20 protein-coding genes are annotated in these 19320 nt (G+C 63.6%); 12 read left to right on the top strand and 8 right to left on the bottom strand.

The annotated features are described in order from the left end of the window. The first annotated feature begins 4 nt into the window (after positions 1 to 4). Complete coding sequence (locus CIK76_RS07200; RefSeq protein ID WP_096284897.1) at positions 5 to 823, top strand: thioesterase family protein; 819 nt, start codon at positions 5 to 7, stop codon at positions 821 to 823. Here the strand turns inward: CIK76_RS07200 and CIK76_RS07195 are convergent. Then, positions 820 to 1431, bottom strand: coding sequence for a uridine kinase (locus CIK76_RS07195; protein ID WP_255248385.1), 612 nt, complete (start codon positions 1429 to 1431; stop codon positions 820 to 822). The genes CIK76_RS07200 and CIK76_RS07195 overlap by 4 nt on opposite strands. A 121-nt stretch (positions 1432 to 1552) precedes the next feature. Between CIK76_RS07195 and CIK76_RS07190 the strand changes: the two genes are divergently transcribed. Next, positions 1553 to 2290, top strand: a complete 738-nt coding sequence (locus CIK76_RS07190; protein WP_255248384.1) for a lipoate--protein ligase family protein — start codon at positions 1553 to 1555, stop codon at positions 2288 to 2290. 95 nt (positions 2291 to 2385) lie between these two features. On the opposite strand, the gene CIK76_RS07185 is transcribed toward CIK76_RS07190, so the two are convergent. Beyond that, positions 2386 to 2664, bottom strand: a complete 279-nt coding sequence (locus tag CIK76_RS07185) for a glutaredoxin domain-containing protein (RefSeq protein ID WP_096284893.1) — start codon at positions 2662 to 2664, stop codon at positions 2386 to 2388. A gap of 148 nt (positions 2665 to 2812) precedes the next feature. Between CIK76_RS07185 and CIK76_RS07180 the strand changes: the two genes are divergently transcribed. Continuing rightward, positions 2813 to 3538: an SOS response-associated peptidase gene (locus CIK76_RS07180; RefSeq protein WP_096284891.1), complete on the top strand. Its 726-nt coding sequence runs from the start codon at positions 2813 to 2815 to the stop codon at positions 3536 to 3538. Here CIK76_RS07180 and CIK76_RS07175 read toward each other — a convergent pair. From CIK76_RS07175 to CIK76_RS07160, 4 genes are all read right to left on the bottom strand, one after another. After that, positions 3535 to 4071 (bottom strand): hypothetical protein, encoded by a 537-nt coding sequence (locus CIK76_RS07175; RefSeq protein ID WP_096284888.1) that lies wholly within the window; start codon positions 4069 to 4071, stop codon positions 3535 to 3537. The two genes, CIK76_RS07180 and CIK76_RS07175, sit on opposite strands and share 4 nt — an antisense overlap. A 102-nt stretch (positions 4072 to 4173) precedes the next feature. After that, positions 4174 to 4803: an MBL fold metallo-hydrolase gene (locus tag CIK76_RS07170; RefSeq protein ID WP_096284886.1), complete on the bottom strand. Its 630-nt coding sequence runs from the start codon at positions 4801 to 4803 to the stop codon at positions 4174 to 4176. Beyond that, positions 4803 to 5888, bottom strand: a complete 1086-nt coding sequence (locus CIK76_RS07165) for an S-(hydroxymethyl)mycothiol dehydrogenase (protein ID WP_096284884.1) — start codon at positions 5886 to 5888, stop codon at positions 4803 to 4805. The genes CIK76_RS07170 and CIK76_RS07165 overlap by 1 nt, the downstream gene beginning before the upstream one ends. A gap of 154 nt (positions 5889 to 6042) precedes the next feature. Beyond that, complete coding sequence (locus CIK76_RS07160) at positions 6043 to 6486, bottom strand: DUF1772 domain-containing protein (RefSeq protein WP_096284882.1); 444 nt, start codon at positions 6484 to 6486, stop codon at positions 6043 to 6045. Between the two features lie 137 nt (positions 6487 to 6623). Between CIK76_RS07160 and CIK76_RS07155 the strand changes: the two genes are divergently transcribed. The 4 genes from CIK76_RS07155 (at position 6624) to CIK76_RS07140 (ending at position 12365) form a co-directional block, all read left to right on the top strand. Then, a complete protein-coding gene (locus tag CIK76_RS07155; protein WP_176484121.1) occupies positions 6624 to 7550 on the top strand; it encodes an AraC family transcriptional regulator in 927 nt (308 codons plus the stop codon). Positions 7551 to 7905: 355 nt separating this feature from the next. Then, positions 7906 to 8220, top strand: a complete 315-nt coding sequence (locus tag CIK76_RS07150) for a DUF6504 family protein (protein ID WP_096284878.1) — start codon at positions 7906 to 7908, stop codon at positions 8218 to 8220. A gap of 71 nt (positions 8221 to 8291) precedes the next feature. Next, on the top strand, positions 8292 to 11747 hold the full coding sequence (dnaE, locus tag CIK76_RS07145; protein WP_096284876.1) for a DNA polymerase III subunit alpha: 3456 nt from the start codon (positions 8292 to 8294) through the stop codon (positions 11745 to 11747). A gap of 9 nt (positions 11748 to 11756) precedes the next feature. Further along, entirely contained in the window at positions 11757 to 12365 is a 609-nt protein-coding gene (locus CIK76_RS07140) for a GrpB family protein (protein WP_096284874.1), read from the top strand. Positions 12366 to 12396: 31 nt separating this feature from the next. On the opposite strand, the gene CIK76_RS07135 is transcribed toward CIK76_RS07140, so the two are convergent. Beyond that, positions 12397 to 12837, bottom strand: a complete 441-nt coding sequence (locus tag CIK76_RS07135; protein ID WP_096284872.1) for a VOC family protein — start codon at positions 12835 to 12837, stop codon at positions 12397 to 12399. A gap of 174 nt (positions 12838 to 13011) precedes the next feature. Between CIK76_RS07135 and CIK76_RS07130 the strand changes: the two genes are divergently transcribed. Together CIK76_RS07130 and CIK76_RS07125 are read left to right on the top strand one after the other, a co-directional pair. Next, complete coding sequence (locus CIK76_RS07130) at positions 13012 to 13563, top strand: hypothetical protein (protein ID WP_096284870.1); 552 nt, start codon at positions 13012 to 13014, stop codon at positions 13561 to 13563. 65 nt (positions 13564 to 13628) lie between these two features. Further along, positions 13629 to 13856, top strand: coding sequence for a hypothetical protein (locus CIK76_RS07125; protein ID WP_096284868.1), 228 nt, complete (start codon positions 13629 to 13631; stop codon positions 13854 to 13856). Between the two features lie 354 nt (positions 13857 to 14210). On the opposite strand, the gene CIK76_RS07120 is transcribed toward CIK76_RS07125, so the two are convergent. Then, on the bottom strand, positions 14211 to 15713 hold the full coding sequence (locus CIK76_RS07120; RefSeq protein WP_141393502.1) for an MFS transporter: 1503 nt from the start codon (positions 15711 to 15713) through the stop codon (positions 14211 to 14213). A 72-nt stretch (positions 15714 to 15785) separates the two neighbouring features. Between CIK76_RS07120 and CIK76_RS07115 the strand changes: the two genes are divergently transcribed. The 3 genes from CIK76_RS07115 to CIK76_RS07105 all read left to right on the top strand — a co-directional run bounded on the left by CIK76_RS07115 (position 15786) and on the right by CIK76_RS07105 (position 19147). Continuing rightward, on the top strand, positions 15786 to 16421 hold the full coding sequence (locus CIK76_RS07115; RefSeq protein ID WP_217990353.1) for a helix-turn-helix domain-containing protein: 636 nt from the start codon (positions 15786 to 15788) through the stop codon (positions 16419 to 16421). Positions 16422 to 16541: 120 nt separating this feature from the next. Further along, entirely contained in the window at positions 16542 to 18557 is a 2016-nt protein-coding gene (gene thrS / locus CIK76_RS07110; RefSeq protein ID WP_096284862.1) for a threonine--tRNA ligase, read from the top strand. Between the two features lie 23 nt (positions 18558 to 18580). Beyond that, the gene (locus CIK76_RS07105; protein WP_176484120.1) at positions 18581 to 19147 is read left to right on the top strand and encodes an HIT domain-containing protein; all 567 of its coding nucleotides are present in this window, start codon (positions 18581 to 18583) and stop codon (positions 19145 to 19147) included. Positions 19148 to 19320 lie beyond the last annotated feature (173 nt).

Genomic DNA, 19320 nt, shown 5'->3' with positions numbered 1-19320 from the left:
ATTCATGACACACCAGCTCGAAGAAGAACTGGACAAGATCCTTGCCAACGGCGACTTCTACTTTGAAGAGCTGGGAGAAGGGCGCTATCGGTCTTCCTGGCATACCCAGGGAGCGTGGAATCCTCACGAACAGCATATGGCCCCAGCCTCGGGGATCTTGACGCATGCCTTGGAGAACTTCCAGCCTCGCGACGACATGCGCATCGCCCGGTTGAGCTTCGAAATTCACGGGCTGATCCACGCCGGTGAATTCGAGGTCACCACGCGGATGATTCGCCCGGGCCGAACCATCGAACTGATCGAAGCCGAAATGACGGCCAAGGGGCGCACCAGCATCGTCGCCAGAGCCTGGCGAGTGATTACCGCAGACTCAACCGCGGTTGCGGGAACTGAAGATGCCGAAGTGCCGGGTCCCGAGGACAGCGAGCCGCAGAATATTTCCGCGCAGTGGCCCGGCGGGTACATTCGCTCCATCGAATTCCGCGCCGCTCCCGGCCGCCGCCCGGGTAAGGGCATCGCCTGGTTGCGGACTCCTTATGCGCTGCTAGATGGTGTGCCGGCTTCGCGATTGGCAAGTTTGATCGGTTTGGTGGATACCGCGAATGGCGTGGCGCCCCGCGTCGAGCCTGGCGATGGCAGCTGGATGTTCCCGAACCTGGATCTGCAGATCCACATGTACCGTGCGCCCGAAGGAGAATGGCTCGGCCTCGAGGTGCAGCAGAGCTACGGCACCGACGGCATTGGCCTGACCTCCACCGTGCTCCACGATGTCAATGGACCCTTTGGCCGCGCCGAACAGATACTGACCGTGCGCCAGCTCTAAGCGTGAGTAGCCGCTAATTCGGCCAATAGCTTCTTCAGCTGCGCCTTGGGCATGATGGTGAAGCCCTTGGCACGGTAGGTTTCGCGATCTGCGCCGTGGGCGCGGAACAGCGCATAGCCGCGCTTGACCAAAAACAGCACCGGTTTGCGGCGCTCGGACACGTCGCGGATGAAGCGTCGAATCGTGGTCAGCAGCGCCGGTTCGTCCACGTAGTAGGCCTGAACATTGATTCCCTTGGCGCGCAATGGTTCCAGCACCTCGGAGAGGAAAATTCCTTCGGCGATAATCGGCCCGCCGGTTCCATGCACTTCACGATGCCCGCTGTAGCTGGAGGTAGCAATCGAATAATTCGGCACCTGCGTGCAGCCTTGGCGCAGCAGCTCATCGACCGCGTTCAGGGCCGCGTGCTGATTCCATGTACGTGGATGGTCCCAATCGATTTCGCCGTATCCGGTGCGCGGAAAAGATTCTGGGTGCCCATCTTCGCTGATCTGCCGGTAGAACTCGTCCAGCGGAAGGTGCGGATTGCCGAAACGGTTGGCAAGGTATGACTTGCCAGAACCGGATGGACCGCCGAGCAGGATCACGGGGGTGGAAGAATTAGGCACCAGATTATTATCACGCAGAATCTCGCGGAACCCGAATTCTGAGCCTCTCATCACAGCCCCCGAAGGATCTTTTCAGCCTTGGTGAACCGGTGTACGAAGCGGACTGAATTAGACTCTGAATATGACCCTTTGGAATCCCGAATCGAGCGCGCCGCTGTCCTACCAGTTTGAGGAAGCCAGCGGGGATCCCGAAGCTGACTTGGAGCGCGGGGTTCAGCTGCTACGCGAGGTGCAGGGCGGTACGCGCGGCCCGCTGCTGCGTTTCTATCGGCCGGATCCAACGCTGGCCTTTGGCCAACGCGATGTCCGCCTGCCCGGGTTTCAGCGTGCGGCCGAGGCGGCTGAGGCACGCGGCTTTGCCCCCTTGGTGCGCAAGGCCGGGGGACGGGCGGCGGCATATCATCGCGGCACGTTGATCGTGGATCATATCGAACCGCATGCCGAAGCGATTATCGGGCAGCAGCAACGCTTTAAGGTTTTTGCCGACCTCTACGCCCGAGCCTTTCGCCGGCTCAAGATTGACGCGCATGTGGGGTCGATCCCGGGTGAATACTGCCCCGGGGACTACTCGGTCCACGGACTGCCCACAGCTGGGTCACGCAGCGAGGTCCCGGTAAAACTTATCGGTACCGCGCAACGGGTGATCTCCGGGGCCTGGCTGTTCAGCAGCGTCTTTGTCATCGAGGATTCCGCCCCGCTGCGTGCGGTGCTCGACACCGTGTACCGGGCGATGGAAATCCCCATGGAGCCCTCCACTGTGGGTGCCGGCGACGATCTGGTCTCCTCGGTCACCGTCGAGAGCTTTATCGAGGCATTACTCGCCGTCTACCGGGAGCACACCGAACTGCTGGAGGCCTAGACTCCTCTCAGCTGGTGCAACAAGTGAAGCCCGGCGCTTTCCCAGGAGGGAAAAGCGCCGGGCTTCGAATGTTTAGTGCGGTCTACCGCAGGGCCTTAGGCGCCGACGCGCTCGACGACTTCTTCGATGCGCGGATTGGTAGCCGCAGTGCCATCGGGGAAGATCAGGGTCGGCACGGTCTGGTTGCCGCCGTTGAAGGACTCCACGATCTCGGCGGTACCTTCAACGTCTTCGATATTCACCTCCGTGTACGCCACGCCCTTCTGATCCATCAGCCGCTTGAGGTTGCGGCAGTAGCCGCACCAGCTGGTGGTGAACATGGTGACCCCGCCCGCAGCAGGAACATACTTCTCAAGATTTAATTCGTTGCTCATACTTCATGCAACCACGTGAGCTATCGATTTGTTCCACATTGCACCCGCGGGCCAGAAGAATTTTGCGATGCGCTATTTCTCCGCACCCAAGCTCCGGGCGCGGACTACACTGGTGCCCACCGGATAGGTTCGAAGAGAGGCGAAAATCATGTGCGGACGCTACGTCATGGCCAAGGCGATCGGCGACCTTGTTGCGGAGGCCGAAGCCGAGGCGGATGACAATCTCCAGCTGCGCCACTCATGGAACGTCGCCCCCACCACGGATGTGCCGATCGTGCTCGAGCGGCTGATCGACGATGCCCTGCACCGCCAGGTCCACGTGGCCCGGTGGGGGCTGGTGCCCGGCTGGGCCAAGGAACTCTCGGTGGGGGTGCGCGCCTTCAATGCCCGCAGCGAGACCGCGGCCAGCAAGCCGACTTTCCGAGCGGCGGTCAAAAAGCGTCGCGCAGCCGTCCCGATGCAGGGGTACTACGAGTGGAAGAAGGAAGGCAGCAAGAAGCGGCCATTCTTTGTGCACCGCGAGGATGGGAAACTGATGTTCTTCGCCGGACTCTACGAATGGTGGAAGGACGAAAACGGGGACTGGATCCTGTCCACCTCGATCCTCACCATGGATTCACCCTCCGCCGAGGAACCCGGGGTGCTCGGCGAGCTTGCCGGGCTGCATGACCGGCTGCCGATCCCGCTGGATCCGGAGCAGCTCTCCCGCTGGCTGAACCCGGGTGAAGCCGACGGCGAGGGGCTGATCGAAGAGGTCCGCGCGCAGGCCTACGACGTGGCTTCCACCTGGAGCCTGTACGAGGTCGACGCCGCGGTAGGCAATGTGCGCAATGATTCGGCAGAGCTCATCGAAGAGCACAAGTCGCTGTTCTAGCCCTGGCCCCGCCGCGCGGCACGCCGACCGAGCGACAGCCCGGCACCGGCGCCCAGCATCGCGAAGCCGAACCCCAAGGCGAACTTTCCGAAAATCGCTGCGGCGCTCGCCGAGATCTGGCCTTGGAGCTCAGCGGTGCTCAGCGGAGCGTAGGCGAACCAGCCAAAGGTTTTCACCTGCACGTTATCCCACCACAGCAGACCACCACCGGCGATCAGCAGCAGCACACCGATGCCGAGCGGGATCCAGGGTGTCATCCGGCCGAGCCAGGTGCCCCGGGAGAGCAGAAAGCCGCAGCCCGCACCGCAACCGGCGAGCCCGAGGCCAAGCAGCAGCTGTCCCAGCAGCATGGTGGCGCTGGGCCCGAAGTAAAACGTATCTTCGCGCAGCGACACATAGGACCCGGAATAGATCGTCACCCCCTGCTGGCCGTCCCACCAGAGCAGTGCGCTGCCGGCGAGCAGCAGGAGAATTCCGAGGCCGAAGGATAGCGCGGGGATCTTGCGCGGTGTCGGAGCTGTAGATTCTGGCATGGGAACCATCTTTCCACGTCCAGCCATTTACCGCTTGTCTCTGGAGTTAAAAACTGCCGGCCAGCTTGGAAGCTGGCCGGCAGTCAAGGAAGGCTGCGCGGTTTAGTGCCCGCGCGCGATCCATTCTTCAAGATTCGGAGCCTCGGCGCCGATGGTGGTGGCATCTCCGTGGCCGGTGTGCACCACGGTCTGCTCGGGCAAGACGAACAGCTTGGTGCGGATCGACTCGATAATCGTCTCGAAGCTGGAGTAGCTGCGCCCGGTAGCCCCCGGACCGCCGTGGAACAGCGTGTCGCCGCTGAACAGCACACCGAGATCTTCGGCGTAGAAGCAGGTGGAACCCGGGGAGTGGCCCGGGGTATGCAGCGCGGTCAGTGTCGTTTCACCGATGGTGAAGGTATCACCCTCCTGGATTTCGGCATCCACCTTGCGCTCGGGATAAACGTTCTCCCAGAGCATCGTATCGGCCGGGTTCAGGTACAGCGGTGCCTCGACCGCATCGGAGAATTCGACCGCGGCGCGGATGTGGTCGTCGTGTCCGTGGGTGAGCAGGACGGCCATCACCTCGCGGTCGCCAACCTGCTCGAGGATCTTCTCCACGTCATGCGCCGGGTCGATGACCATGACCTCGGAATCAGTGCCGATGATCCAGACGTTGTTATCGACCTCCCAGGTGCCGCCGTCCAGGGAGAAGGTGCCCGAGGTGACGACGTTCTCGATCTGCGCGCTCATTAAAGCTCCACCACCGAACGCAGCACGGTGCCTTCGTGCATCTTGTCGAAGGCTGCCTCGATCTCGTCCAGCTTGATGCGCTCGGTGACGAAGGCATCCAGGTCCAACCGGCCCTGCTTGTACTGCTCAACGAGCATCGGGAAGTCGCGCGAAGGCAGGCAGTCGCCGTACCAGGAGGACTTCAGCGAGCCGCCGTGGCCGAAGACGTCCAGCAGTGGCAGTTCCAGCTTCATCTCCGGGGTCGGCACCCCAACCAGCACCACGCGGCCGGCAAGGTCGCGGGCGTAGAAGGCCTGCTTGTAGGTCTCCGGGCGGCCCACCGCGTCGATGACCACGTCGGCGCCGAAGCCGCCGGTCAGTTCCTTGATCGCTTCGATCGGATCGACCTTCGAGGAATCGACGGTGTGGGTGGCGCCGAGCTGCGTGGCGGTCTCCAGCTTCGTCGGGTTCAGGTCCACGGCGATGATGGTGGTCGCTCCGGCCAGCTTGGCGCCGGCGATCGCTGCCACGCCCACGCCGCCGCAGCCGATAACCGCTACGGACTCCCCGCGCTTGACCTCACCGGTGTTCATGGCCGCACCGATGCCGGCCATCACGCCGCAGCCGAGCAGGCCCACGGCGGCGGCGTCTGCGTCCTCGTCCACCTTGGTGCACTGCCCGGCGGCGACCAGGGTCTTCTGGGCGAAGGATCCGATGCCCAACGCCGGGGAGAGCTCGGTGCCGTCCTCCAAAGTCATCTTCTGGGTGGCATTCGCGGTATTGAAGCAGTACTGCGCCTGCCCCTTGGCGCAGGCGCGGCACTGGCCGCAGACCGCACGCCAGTTCAGGATTACCCGGTCGCCCACGGCCACATTGGTGACGTTCTCACCGATCTGGCTGACTACCGCGGTGGACTCGTGGCCCAGCAGGTACGGGTAGTCGTTGCCGATGCCGCCGAGCTTGTAGTGCAGATCGGTGTGGCAGACACCGGCGGTCAGTACATCGACAATGACCTCTCCGGGTCCCGGGTCCGGAACGATGATATCGACGACCTCTACCGGGGCGTCTTTGGCGCGGGAAATAACGGCTTTGACCTTATGCGGCATGGATTTGCTCCTGAGTTTAATTGTTCGTGTGTCTTGATGCTATCGGTGTGCTCCAAGCTAATCGAGTATTCGGGACACAGTGACGTAAGAAGTTTCGCGCGCGGCGTAGTCGGGGCACCGACCGCGCTGCGCTCGGCTATGGCGATGCGGCGGATCAGGCCGTAATGAGGAGCAGCAGTGATCCGGCCGCGGAGCCTGCTGCACGCAGCACATTAACCCGGTGCCAGCGGGGCCAATAGCGCGCCCACGGTAGCGTTGCGCGTTGCAGGGCCCGGTTCAAGGGAACGCTGAGGAAGATGGTGAGCAGGGCTCCGGACAGCACCAGTGCCGAGCCCAGTGCAGGGACCAGGAGGCCCTGCACTAAGGCGTATGCGGTGTAGCCGAGACTGCCGAAGAGGCTAAGGAAAAATAAGCTGAGAAAAGCGGGACGTTCGGCGTGCTGGTTCAGCGAGATCATGAAGTCGCCGGCTGCCGAATCCTGGACCGAGGCCAAGGCCGGGAGGACCGTCAGCGCGAAGGCGGCATAAAAACCTGCAACAATCCCGGCGCTGCTAATAGTTGTTATGAGCAATGTGGCCGCTAGCCATTCGGGGATCATGCCACCGTCCCTGACCGGGGTGTGAGAGCTGGGAGGGGAGCCGTTTTCCTATGCGTGGTATTCATTCAAGCGCACGGATCGCAGATGCAGAATGTTTGAAACTCGACAAAACATGCGTCATCGTCCAATCTGAGGGAGTGACCGCTCAACATGCCTTTCCGGCGGGGCCGCGTGCCCGTGATGGCTTCATCCTGCGCATGAGCATGGCAGGGGACTGGGAAGTCGAAGTCCAAGATCGCTGCGCGTTGACAATCCTGGCGGTGCGTAGCGGATCTTGCGCGGTGCAGCGAGGCGAAACAACGATCCAAGCCGAACCGGGAAACCTAGTGGTCATTCACGGGACGGCGCCCTATCGGGTGTTTGCTGACAGCGCACGGCCGCGTGCCGCCGCCGTTGAAACATACCTAATTGGACCAGGCCAGCAATGCCTCGGCCCTGCGGCGCGGCCGGTCACTGAGACGCTGCGCCACGGCGTCCGTTCGTGGGGTAACGCCCGCGACGGGGCGGACCAATTGCTGGTCTGCACCTTCACCACAACCAGTGCGATTACCGACCTGATCTGCGAGGGGCGAGCGCTATGCCTGATAGAGGATGCAGCGCTCTGGAATTGGGTTGAGCTGCTGCACCTTGAAGCCGAGCGGCAAGGGCCTGTGCAGTCGCTGGTCTTGGATCGGCTTTTGGATATCCTCGCGCTCCAAGTGCTGCAGCAAATGCCGGGGGCCGGCATGGTCCCGGGTGCAAAACCGGGGATTTCAGCCGCGGTGGGGGCAATGTGGTCCGATCCGGCGGAGCCCTGGAGTGTGGCACTGCTCGCCGGGATCGCTGCCATGTCCCGTTCGGCCTTTTCCGCGGCGTTTCATGAAGCCATGGGAATGCCACCGGTTGGATACCTCACCCGGTTGCGTTTGGCGCTGGCCTGGGATGCCCTGCAGAACACCAATTCTCCATTGGGGCAGATAGCCCGTGAGGTCGGGTATTCCTCCTCTTTTGCCCTGAGCGCTGCCATTCGTCGGGTCTATTCGGCAAGTCCCTCTGAAATTCGGATGCTCCGTAGGAACGGTTGAACCCTCCGCCGGCTCAACCGTTCCTCACGCTGCGCAACGTCAAGGTACGCCACTTGGCGGCGTGAACCACGGGCCAACGAACGTGGAGTTCCTTCCCGGTCGGACGGGTCTCACTTTAGGTAATAGGCCAGCGGCCGTAAAAGTTTTCGGGCCGGTAGCCAACTTCGTCTCAGAGCTTTCCTTGCCCTGGACTTGCGTGCTTCAGGGCGCGGACCCGCGTAGCACCAGAGCCCTAGACGTGGACGGGGCTTTGATACTTCCCCGACGCTAAAGTGTCCGTCGAGCTGACTAGCGTAGCTGTTGTTCGAACACGTATTCGAATAAGATTGAGTTAGTAGGGTTGAAGGAGTTGCACGTGGGCATTTTTACCGAGTCGATCCAGGTTTCCTGCGCCCCAAGCGGGGTGCCTTTGCGGGTTTCCTGGCAGGGTTGCGAGTATCGGCTGGTCGCCGAGCCGCAACGGTGGTTCGAACGCCGCAAATGGTGGGACGAAAACCTGCGCATACCCCGCGGAATTGGCGCTGGACTAGCGGATTACGAGATCTGGCGGCTGGAGATCACCCAAGCTGCGGGCCGCGGCCCCACGCGGAGCATTGACGTCAGTTTTGATCCGCAATCCACGCGCTGGCGGCTGATCCGGGTGAATCAGGAGTTGCCGATCAGCGCCTGACCGGGCATAAATGCACATCTTTCGAAACTTTGTTCTAATGGTATTCCTACGCTGTTTCGAAGGATCCGCCCATGAGCTTCACCCACCTGAACGTCACCTCCTCCTATAGCGCGCACTATGGCGTCTCCAGCCCGCCCCAGCTGGCGGCCGCCGCCCGCGCGCAGGGAGCCGAGGCGCTGGCGCTCACCGACCGAGACGGGCTCTTCGGCGCGGTCAAGCATGTCGGAGCCTGCCTCGCCGAGGGGCTGCGCCCGATCCTCGGAGTGAACCTCGCGGTACTTGACAGCCAGGGAAAACCCGACGGACGCATTATCCTGCTCGCCCGCGGAAACACCCAAGGACGCGGATACGCCGCACTGTGCCGCGCGGTCTCCGCGGCGCACCAGAACCCGCGCGGAATCATCGGGCTGAGCCAAGCCGACCTGGCGCAGCGGCTGGCCGGCGGGCAACTGATGCTGCTGCTCGGTGCCGAATCCGACGTGTCGCGGGCCATCGAGCGCGGCAAGTACTCTCAGGCCCGAGCGCTGATGGCCCACTGGAAGAAGCTGGCCGGCGGGCAGCTGCGCGCAGAAATCACCACCCACCTCTCCGCACCCGGCAAGCGCTACAGCCTGGGCTTCGCCAGCAAGCTGCTGCGCTTCGCCGCGGAGCTTGGCATCGCCCCGGTGCTCAGCAACGCGGTGCGCTATGCCGACGCCGACGGGGCGGTCACCGCCGACATCCTCGACTCGGCCCGGGTGCTGGGCAGGCTCAGCGCGCTGGAAGAGCTGCAGCCCACCGGGCAGGGATGGCTGAAAACCCCGGCCCAGATGCATCAGCTAGCCCAAGACCTCTCCCGGGTGACCGAACGTGCCTGGGCCTATAGGCTCCTGCGCAATACCGAGCAGCTCGCTAACTGGGCGGCGCTGGATGCGCATACGGATCTTGGCTGGAAGCGGCCGGTGATCCCCGAAGCGACAATCATCGGCTTGCACCGTCCGGCCCAGCAGGAACTGACCGAACGAGTCTTCGCCGCCGCGCCGCGTCTGCTGCCGAACACCAAGCGCAGCGAGATCGAAAAGCAGCTGGGCCTGGAGCTGGGGGTGATCGAAAGGCTGGACTTCGCCGGCTACTTCCTCACCGTCGCCGAAACCGTCAACCTGATCACCGGCATGGGCGTGCGGGTGGCTGCCCGCGGCTCCGGCGCCTCCTCCCTGGTCAACTACCTGCTGGGAATCAGCCAGGTCAACCCGCTGCAGCACGACCTGGTCTTCGAACGCTTCCTCTCCGATACCCGCACCACCTTGCCGGATATCGACATCGACGTGGAATCCGCGCGCCGCCACGAGATCTATCACAAGATCTTCGACACCTATGGGGAGGAGCGCGTGAGCCTGATGAGCATGCAGAACGCCTACCGGGCACGCGGCGCCGTACGCGACGCCGGAGCCGCCCTCGGCCTGGAGCAGGAACAGGTCGACGAGATCGCCAAGCAGCTCTGGCGCTTCTCCGCCTCCTCCTTCCGCGAGGCGCTGGAGGAAAAGCCGGAACTCGCCCCCTTGGCCAAGCGCATCACCTCCGACGGGCAACTGGACATCCTCATCGACGCGACCGAACGCCTGGACCGGCTGCCGCGGCATATCTCCATGCACCCCTGCGGGGTGATCCTCTCCGACGCGAGCCTGCTGGACCGCACCCCGGTCCAGCCCTCCGGGATGGGGCTGCCCATGAGCCAGTACGACAAGCACGATATGGACCTGATGGGGCTGATCAAGCTCGACGTGCTCGGAGTGCGCATGCAATCGGCGATCGCCTACACGCTGGAGGAGATCAAGCGCCTGCATCCCTCGAAGCAGGCGGTCGCCCGCGCCGGGGGACACCGGCAGCCGGAGTACATCGAAGCGGACGGGCAGATCGACTTCGCCCGCGTTCCGCTCGATGACCCGATCACCTACGAGCTGATCCGCTCCACCCACACCCTGGGCTGCTTCCAAATCGAATCCCCGGGCCAACGCGAACTGATCGGCAAGCTCGCCCCCACCGAATTCAACGACCTCATCATCGACATCTCGCTCTTCCGCCCCGGACCCATGCAATCGAATATGGTCAAGCCCTACCTGGAGCACCGCCACGGTTTCGCTCCCGAGCAGTTCCTGCACCCGGATCTGAAGCCCGCGCTCGCCGAAACCCATGGGGTCACCGTCTTCCACGAACAGGTGCTGCGCATGCTCCATGTGATGACCGGCTGCACCCTGGGGATGGCAGACGTCTACCGCCGGCATCTGGGCAACCCGGCCCAGGAACCCGCGGTCGAAAAATTCTTCCGCACCAGCGCTGCGCAAAAGGGCTACGCGCCGGAGATCATCGACAAGGTCTGGAAGGTGCTCGCAGGCTTCGGCTCCTTCGGCTTCTGCAAGGCCCACGGGGCGGCCTTCGCCGTACCCACCTACCATTCGGCCTGGCTGAAGGCGCACCACCCCGAGGCGTTCCTCGCCGGCATCTGGGAGCACGACCCGGGCATGTACCCCAAACGCCTGCTGGTCTCCGAGGCACGCCGGATGAACATTCCCATCCTCCCGCTGGACGTCAACCGCTCCACCGGCCATTACCGAGTCGAACGCGTCTTCGAACATGCCGTGCACGGCACCCCGATCGTCCCGCGCGCCGCCGGAACCATCCGCCCCGGCCAATACGGCATCCGCCTGGCCTTCCGCGACATCCACCAGCTGAGCGAACGCGAGGTCACCCGGCTGGTCGCCGGGCAACCCTATGACAGCCTCGCGGACGTCCGCCAACGCGCCGGCCTGTCCCGGCGCAGCTACCAGAACCTTGCGGTGCTCGGCGTCTTCGACTCGCTCCTTGCCGGCACCAGCAGGGCGGACACCATCGCCCACACCCAATCCATGGCGCACGCCAGCATCCCGGCCAAATACCGGCCCGGCCCCGGGCAGCTCGCCCTGCCGCTGGGCGCCATTGAGCACATCAAGGCCACCGGCAAGCAGCTGAGCACCGAAGAGGTAGTGCGCACCGAACTGGACCTGCTGCACCTGGACGTGAGCGAACACCTGATCACCTCTTACCGCACGCGCCTGGCCCACCTGCCCATCACCCAGGCGGTGGAACTGCTGCACCTGCGCAACGGCGCCGAAGTGCTGGTCGCCGGGGTGCGTATCGCCACGCAGACCCCGCCGATGCGCGGAGGCAAGCGGGTGGTGTTCATATCCGTGGATGACGGGACCGGCTGCGTGGACGCCACCTTCTTCGATGACACCCAGCAGCGCACCGGCCCGCTGCTCTTCTCCACGCGCATGCTGCTGATCCACGGCATCACCCGGCGCACCGGCCCGCGTGGCATCTCCCTGCAGGCGCTGAACGCCTGGGACCTGCACGCCCCGGACACGCTGCCGGGCGCCGGGTACCTTGACTCGGCGGCCCGCCCGAAACCCAGCTACCGGCCCAAGCTCGGCCAAGGCGCCACGGGAGGGCAGGGCGTGGGCGAACTGGCCAAGCGCATGAACGCCGAGGGGCTGGACCAGCGCGGGGCTTAGGATCATTGCATGAGCACCAGTCCAGACAACCGGCCGCGGCGCCTGCGAACGGAAATTCCCAAACCGCTGGATCCGGCCCTGGTGGCAAGCCTGAGCGCGGCGGACCTCGGGCTGCGCCGCGGAGCCGTTGCCCTGGCTGCGCCGTCGCCGCGCTGGGCCGAGGTCTTCGCCGGTGTGGCGAACGTCTTGAACGCGGCCCGACCCACAGGTATCGGGGCCATCGAGCATATCGGCTCGACCGCCGTTCCCGGGCTCGCCGCCAAGCCGATCCTCGACCTCGCCATCGGGTTCGAGGCGGAGGCAAATCTGGACCGCATTCATCCGTGGTTGCTGAGCCTGGGCTTTCTCTGCCTCGGTGAAAAGGACGCCTCCCGCCCGGATTTGATGTATGGATTCGAAATCGAACCGGGAATCCGGCTGGTCAACGCCCACGTCATCGAGCACGGGGCGGCGGAGTGGAGTAGCTACCTGGCCTTTCGGAACTACCTGCGAACGCACGCAACCGAACGCGAAGCCTATGGCGCGCTCAAGCGGCGCGTGGCGTTGCAGAACCCCGGGGACCGCATCGGCTACCTCGCCGGCAAAGCGGAGTTCATCCATGCGCGGCGCTCGCACTGAAGAAGACTGGCCACCAAGCAAGCCGCAGCCGCTATACCGACGTCACATGCCCGTCTGCACCAATGACGAACGACGGATTATGCACAAAATCCCAGCGGAACCCGTCCGGATCGGCTACGCAGGCACTCATCCCGCCCCATGGCTGCACCGTCGGCTCGGACACCGAGCTAGCCCCGGCATCCAGCGCTCGCCGGTAGTGATGTTCGACCTCGGTATCGGAGCGCACATTGTGGCCCAGGGACACCGGGGGAGCCTTCTCGCCGTGGCCGATGTTGCCGTATTCGCTGGGCATCTGCGAGACATCCCACAGCGCGAGCATCAGTCCGTGTCCGGCGCGGACGAACGCGATCTCCGGGTGGGCCGGCTGGACCAGCTCGAACCCCAGTCCCTCGGTATAGAACCTTGTTGAAGCACCGACATCGCGCACGCCGAGGGTGATTGCGCTGATGGTCGGTGGGGCCGACTTGTTCATGGCTCAAGCCTAGGACTCGCGTCCGGCTTTCGGAAGAGTTGGGAACCTCTCCACCAAGCCCTTGTGGCTTCGATGCCCATGTCCGTGCGTGACTTCAGAGTTGCGATAGTGCATCGCGAATCGGCCTTCACACTATAGGAGCCTGAGTCGCAAAGTCACCACTTGGAGAACGGCATGAACCGTGGCTTATTGGTGCTGTGGATAAACGAGTTCATTGCGCTATTTTGGTCGTACGATACGCGTATGGACGAATTTGCCAGCTCCCTGCCAAATTGGGCCAAGCTCCTAGTAGTCATAGCTCCAGCGGCCACACTAGTGATCGCAGCGCTCGTGGCAGTAGCTGCCTTCGGGACCTTGTGGCTACGGCTACGCGTCGATCACTCGGACCAATGGTGGAAACGGGTCGAGTATGCAGTGAACCTTGCAAATAAACGGGATGCCCCGCTGGCCGGGGAAGCCCATGCGCTACTTCAGTTGCAAGTGGCACCAGAATCTCCCGGGGTGGCAGGTGGGCCAGGGGAGGTGATTGTTCATTGGGTCAAAGCCCGAGGGTTCTGGAAGGTTCCGTCCAAGGAGAAGAAATATGTTCGACGGTTGATGGAAAGATTCCTGGACCTCGAAATGGAGATCCACATCGAGGATTCGCCCGATGAAAATACAGGCCCGCCGAGTACAATCAGTTCAACTGACAGTATGAATTTTGTGGAAGGGGACGAGACCAGATGAAGGTACCGGCCAACGACGCACGACGATTTCGGGTCAGGGGCTCAAGAAGCGAACGTGCCGAGGCAATGGCTGAGAATGAGGCATCGCTGGTTCCCGTCGGCGAGGGCCTCTATGTCCTCAAAAATGCACAGGGCAAGGTATTGAGTCGTCCGCTTCCGGAAAACCGCTTCCATATCCTCGCTGATCGCGCACGCGATATTGCAACTCTGAATGAATCCCTGGGCGATGGAAACAATGAGCGAACCGCTGCCTTACTCAACTACAAAGTGGTGTCTTCCGGCAAAGCCAGTTAGCAGCGGAGGCTCCAGCGGCACAAGCCGCGACGGATCGCATATCGCTTCGGCTAAGTGCCAGCTCTTCGCTGTCTACCGAGGGCGCCTGCTGGAAAGCGAATGAGTTAATAAGCCCATGCTTTCCTGAATCCGCTAGCCCGAGAACTATGCTGTGGTGCATTTGAATATTGTTCGCGCCGAGAAGACGGCTATTGACCACCGGCGCACCTCGCCCATATGCGGGTTTGAACACCGTTGCCTCCTCCTGGGATCCCAGAGCGTGCTGGCGCGGGACCGCTTTACATCGCCGTACCCGAATTTTCCCGGCTCTCAACGGAACGGCCGGGCGGCGTGGGATAAATTGCGCGAGCTTCTCTACAGGTAATTCCACTGCTCGGTCGGCGGCAGCGGGCGATGGGTGGTGTGCGGCTGCTGGCCGTAGGGATCGGGGAAACGTCCATGGTGTGTGCGGGCCAGTGCTTTGCCGCCACGCGATGCACCGGTGCGGTGGGACCCGTCGCCGGCGTTGGCGTCCGCCGGCGCCTCGGCGCTGCGCTGCCGCTTATCCGGGGTGGTTGCCAGCTGGGCTTCATTCCACTGCCCAGTGCCGGGGATACCGCGAATCAGCGGGGAGCACCACGCGCCCAGTGCGGCGAGCATCACCAGCGTGCCGAAGAAGATCAGCGTGGGTCCCATGCCCAGCCACTGGATGCCGATACCGGCGCACAATGGCGCCAGCGGCAGGGCCGAGAGTGCCATGAAGGTCACCAGCGCGCTGGCCCGACCGGCCATCTCTGCCGGGATCACCGCCATGAAGTACCCTCCGGATCCGGCATTCAGCGCCGGCACGCTGAGGAAGGACAGCGCCAGCATCGCTCCCATCCACCACAGGCTGGAGCCGAACCCCATGAGCAGGCTGCCCAGCCCTAGCGTTGTGAGGCAGAAGCAGGTCAAGGGGCCGGTGCGGAAACGGTCGATCAGCTCGGTGGCTAGCAGCGAGCCGAGCAGCATGCCCACGCCCATGCACGTGGCGACCAGCCCAATCACCCACGGAGCCTCGCCGCGCTGCTGCAAGCCATAAATCAGCGTGGTGGCAACGCCGTTGGTGCCCAGGTTGACCACGACAATCAAGATGAGCAGAGTCCGCAGCTGGGGCCGGGCGAAGCACCAGCGCATCCCCGGCAGCACTCCGCCGGCGATGCGCTCGGCGGGCTGCTTCGAGGCACCGGGCCTGCTGCGGGCGCTGCGCAGCGGGACGGCGAGCATCCGCCCGGCCACCGCCGAGATGAGCTGCAGGACGCTGACCAGAAGCAAGGTGAGGCCCGCGCCGAAGCTCAGCAGCATCCCGGCCAGCGGCGCCGAGGCCAGGGCCAGCGTCGCATCGCGGCCCTGGTTTGCCGCCATTGCGCGGCCTAATTGCCCGGGGTGCACCGCATCCTTCAACGCGGCGTTGCTGGCGCTCGAGAAGTATCCCGAGCGCAGCTCCATCAGTACATGAGCCACGCAGAGGAGCGATGCTCCGAGAGTTCCGGTCCAGGCCGCCACCGCTAACGCCCCGGAGAGCGCCGCGCCGGTCAATCCGCCGAGCACGATCATCCGCGTCCGCTCGGCCCGGTCCGCCATCGCTCCGCCGGCCATGGTCAGGCTCGTGCGGGCGAGCAGCCCCAGCGCCGCCAATGCGCCGGCTTGGGCGGGGGAGCCGGTGGCCGCGAGCAGCAGCAGGGGAGGGCGAATTGGTAGATGCCGCCGGCCAGCAGGGCCGAGGTGTCCGCGGCCCACCAGCGCCGGTAGGCAGGTTGGGAGGAAAGCCGGGGAAGCCGAGTGGCCTCGGGTGCAACGGCGGGTAGATCCGGAGCTGGGGTGAGCGTCGTGAATCAACCATAAGTCCGCAAATAATATTGCGCAATAGAACTTGCGCAATTTAAATTGGGGAATTGCTATGCTGTGCTCATGAGCCACAACGAGCCGCCGGTCACATTCACTACACCCATGCTCAAAGCCATCGCCAACCCCCTGCGGCGGCAGATTCTTGACACGCTTTCTGCCATGGAAACGGCTCGTGCGGCAGATCTGGCGCTCACCCTGGGGATTCCGGCAAATAAGGTCAGCTTCCACCTGCGCGAGCTGGCCAAAGCCGAGATGATCGTCGAAGTCCCCGAGCTGGCTCGCGACAAGCGCGATCGCGTGTGGAAGCCCGCGGCGCGCGGGTACACCACCGGCGAGGTAGGGGAGCGGCCGGAAGATCAAACCGGAACCGCCATGGATGCATATCTGGGGCAGGTCATCCACGATGAGCAGCGGCGCCTCCAGGCTGCCTTGCGCCATGCCGAACAGCACTATCGGGGGCAGGAGCCCGGGCCGGTCAAGGCGCAGATGCAAACGAGCAACCTCATGCTCACCCAGGATGAAATGCAAGAGCTCATCCGCCGGATGGAAGAGGTGGTCCCGGCCTTCCGCGAGGACTTGAAGAGCGGCAAGATCGCCAGCGCCCAGCCGGTGGAATCACGCCAGGTGTGGCATGTCATGAGCCTGTTCACCGAGGAGTCCTTGTTGAATGAGTCATATGGCGAGGATCAAACGCCGTAAAACCTGTAGTGAAAGCACGCTATGTCGGCGACCTGAACTAAACTGGATGATGGCTGGCTGTGGCCAAGGTATGCCACAAGCTATGAAGCCATCACAGATTGAAAGGCAGAACCCGATCTCATGAGCGAGCAGCGCACTCTCACCATCGATGGCGAGCAGGTCCAGGTGGACGCGGGAACAACCGGTTTGCAGTTCTATGCCAAGGATAAAGACGTGGTTGTCATGCACGTCGACGGCGTATTGCGCGACCTGGCCCGCGAGCTTGAAGCAGGCACCACCGTCACCCGTGTCACCATCAGCGATCCGGAAGGGTTGGAGGTGCTGCGCCACTCGACCGCTCACGTCATGGCCCAGGCCGTGCAGCAGCTGCGCCCGGACTCCAAGCTCGGCATCGGCCCCTACATCACCGACGGCTTCTACTTCGACTTCGATGTCGAAGAGCCGTTCACCCCGGAAGATTTGAAGCAGCTGGAAAAGATGATGCAGAAGATCATCAACCAGAACCAGCTCTTCGCCCGCCGCGAGGTCACCCCCGATGAGGCCAAGGCCGAAATGGCCGACGAGCCCTACAAGTGCGAGCTGCTGGCCAAGGCGGACTCCGATGACACCTCCGGCGAGGGCGTCAACGTCGAGGTCGGCGCCGGCGAAACCACCATCTATGACAATGTCGACCGCAAGAGCGGGGAGACCGTCTGGAAGGACCTGTGCCGCGGCCCGCACCTGCCGAACACCAAGCTGATCAAGAACGCTTTCGCGCTGACCCGTTCGGCCGCCGCCTACTGGCTGGGCAGCGAGAAGAACAAGCAGCTGCAGCGCATCTACGGCACCGCCTGGCCAACCAAGGAAGACCTCAAGGCCTACCAGGAGCGCCTGGCCGAGGCCGAACGCCGCGACCACCGCAAGCTCGGCGCGGAACTTGACCTGTTCTCCTTCCCGGATGAGCTGGGTTCGGGTCTGCCGGTGTTCCACCCCAAGGGCGGCATCATCAAGCGCGAGATGGAAGACTACGTGCGCGATCGCCACGTCGAAGAGGGTTTCCAGTACGTGGGCACCCCGCACATCTCCAAGGACGGGCTCTTCCACACCTCGGGCCACCTGCCGTATTACGCGGACACCATGTTCCCGGCGCTGCACATCGATGAGGAACGCGACGAGGACGGCAACATCACCAAGCAGGGCCAGGAGTACCGGCTGAAGGCAATGAACTGCCCGATGCACAACCTGATCTTCCGCGGCCGTGGCCGCTCCTACCGCGAACTGCCGCTGCGCCTGTTCGAATTCGGGCATGTGTACCGCTACGAGAAGTCCGGCGTGGTCCACGGACTGACCCGTGTGCGCGGCTTCTCCCAGGATGACAGCCACTCCTATGTCACCAAGGAGCAGGCGCCGGCCGAGGTTGAGCACCTGCTGAACTTCATGCTCTCGCTGCTGCGCGACTTCGGCATGGACGACTTCTACCTGGAGCTATCCACCCGCGATCCGGAATCCGATAAGTTCATCGGCACCGCAGAGCAGTGGGAGGAAGCCACCGAGGTGCTGGAGCGCGTGGCCACCGAATCCGGCGTCGAGCTCGTCGCCGATCCGGGCGGCGCGGCCTTCTACGGCCCGAAGATCTCGGTGCAGGCCAAGGACGCCATCGGCCGCACCTGGCAGATGGGCACCGTGCAGTACGACTTCAACCAGCCGGCCCGCTTCGGCCTGGAGTACCAGGCGGCCGACGGTTCCCGCCAGGAGCCGGTGATGATCCACGCGGCGAAGTTCGGCTCCATCGAACGCTTCCTGGGCGTGCTCACCGAGCACTACGCCGGTGCCTTCCCGGCCTGGCTCTCCCCGGTCCAGGTTCGCGCCATTCCGGTGGCTGAGGCCTTCAACGACTACCTCGGCGAGGTTGTTGCGAAGCTGAAGGCCCAGGGCGTGCGCGTGGAGCTTGATGACTCCTCGGATCGCTTCCCGAAGAAGATCCGCAACGCTTCCAAGGACAAGATCCCGTTTGTGCTCATCGCCGGTGGAGAGGATGCCGACGCGAATGCGGTCTCCTTCCGCTTCCGCGATGGCAGCCAGGAGAATCAGGTTCCGGTCGATGACGCGGTAGCCCGCATCGTCGAGGCCATCAAGAGCCGCGACAACAGCAACTAGTACGGGCAAGGGAGTCCATGGGTATGCAACACCACGCAGATCGGTCCGTCACCGACGATTTTGAACTCGCCGGCGTGCCGGATTCGTTCCAGCGCCTGTGGACTCCCTACCGCATGGCCTACATCAAGGGCGGGCAGGACCAGGTCAAGGACGAGGCCAGCTGCCCGTTCTGCGCCGGTCCGAAGCGCACCGATGAAGAAGCGCTGATCGTGCACCGCGGGAAAACCTGCTACGTGATCCTGAACCTGTTCCCGTACAACCCGGGGCACCTGCTGGTCTGCCCCTACCGCCACGTGCCGAACTATACGGACATCACGCTGGCGGAGACCGCGGAGATGGCGGCCCTGGCCCAGCAGTCGATGCGCGTGCTGCGCCAGGTCTCCAACCCAGCCGGCTTCAACCTGGGCATGAACCAGGGCGAAGCCGGAGGCGCGGGGATCGCCGCGCACCTGCACCAGCACATCGTGCCGCGCTGGAGCGGGGACGGAAATTTCTTCCCGATCATCGCGCAGACCAAGGCCATCCCGCAGACCCTCTCCGAGGTCCGCGAGGCCATTGCCGGCGCATGGGAAAGTGAAAATCCAGCCTAGGATTCGCCACTGCTTGAGCCGGGGCGGCAAGAACGTTGAATCGTTCTTGCCGCCCCGAGTCTTTTAATGCCGTTCTGCCCCGCCTTATCTGGTGATTTGCTGGATCAAATCCGCAGCTACGTAGCTAGACTGAGGCTGTCCGCTCAAGATCCACCCGCAGCGCCGGAGGCAAT

Origin of the sequence: Glutamicibacter sp. BW80 (assembly GCF_002332385.1) — a bacterium.
Taxonomy (GTDB): Bacteria; Actinomycetota; Actinomycetes; order Actinomycetales; family Micrococcaceae; genus Glutamicibacter.
Note: the sequence above shows the minus strand (reverse complement) of the source record. Positions and strands in the feature narration are given on the sequence as shown.

What these genes read in the sequence shown, in the direction of transcription:
- CIK76_RS07200 (WP_096284897.1), top strand. Translation starts at nt 5, where the DNA reads ATGACACACCAGCTCGAAGAAGAACTGGACAAGATCCTTGCCAACGGC.
- CIK76_RS07190 (WP_255248384.1), top strand. Translation starts at nt 1,553, where the DNA reads ATGACCCTTTGGAATCCCGAATCGAGCGCGCCGCTGTCCTACCAGTTT.
- CIK76_RS07185 (WP_096284893.1), bottom strand. Translation starts at nt 2,664, where the DNA reads ATGAGCAACGAATTAAATCTTGAGAAGTATGTTCCTGCTGCGGGCGGG.
- CIK76_RS07180 (WP_096284891.1), top strand. Translation starts at nt 2,813, where the DNA reads ATGTGCGGACGCTACGTCATGGCCAAGGCGATCGGCGACCTTGTTGCG.
- CIK76_RS07175 (WP_096284888.1), bottom strand. Translation starts at nt 4,071, where the DNA reads ATGCCAGAATCTACAGCTCCGACACCGCGCAAGATCCCCGCGCTATCC.
- CIK76_RS07170 (WP_096284886.1), bottom strand. Translation starts at nt 4,803, where the DNA reads ATGAGCGCGCAGATCGAGAACGTCGTCACCTCGGGCACCTTCTCCCTG.
- CIK76_RS07165 (WP_096284884.1), bottom strand. Translation starts at nt 5,888, where the DNA reads ATGCCGCATAAGGTCAAAGCCGTTATTTCCCGCGCCAAAGACGCCCCG.
- CIK76_RS07160 (WP_096284882.1), bottom strand. Translation starts at nt 6,486, where the DNA reads ATGATCCCCGAATGGCTAGCGGCCACATTGCTCATAACAACTATTAGC.
- dnaE (WP_096284876.1), top strand. Translation starts at nt 8,292, where the DNA reads ATGAGCTTCACCCACCTGAACGTCACCTCCTCCTATAGCGCGCACTAT.
- CIK76_RS07140 (WP_096284874.1), top strand. Translation starts at nt 11,757, where the DNA reads ATGAGCACCAGTCCAGACAACCGGCCGCGGCGCCTGCGAACGGAAATT.
- CIK76_RS07135 (WP_096284872.1), bottom strand. Translation starts at nt 12,837, where the DNA reads ATGAACAAGTCGGCCCCACCGACCATCAGCGCAATCACCCTCGGCGTG.
- CIK76_RS07130 (WP_096284870.1), top strand. Translation starts at nt 13,012, where the DNA reads ATGAACCGTGGCTTATTGGTGCTGTGGATAAACGAGTTCATTGCGCTA.
- CIK76_RS07125 (WP_096284868.1), top strand. Translation starts at nt 13,629, where the DNA reads ATGGCTGAGAATGAGGCATCGCTGGTTCCCGTCGGCGAGGGCCTCTAT.
- CIK76_RS07115 (WP_217990353.1), top strand. Translation starts at nt 15,786, where the DNA reads ATGAGCCACAACGAGCCGCCGGTCACATTCACTACACCCATGCTCAAA.
- thrS (WP_096284862.1), top strand. Translation starts at nt 16,542, where the DNA reads ATGAGCGAGCAGCGCACTCTCACCATCGATGGCGAGCAGGTCCAGGTG.
- CIK76_RS07105 (WP_176484120.1), top strand. Translation starts at nt 18,581, where the DNA reads ATGCAACACCACGCAGATCGGTCCGTCACCGACGATTTTGAACTCGCC.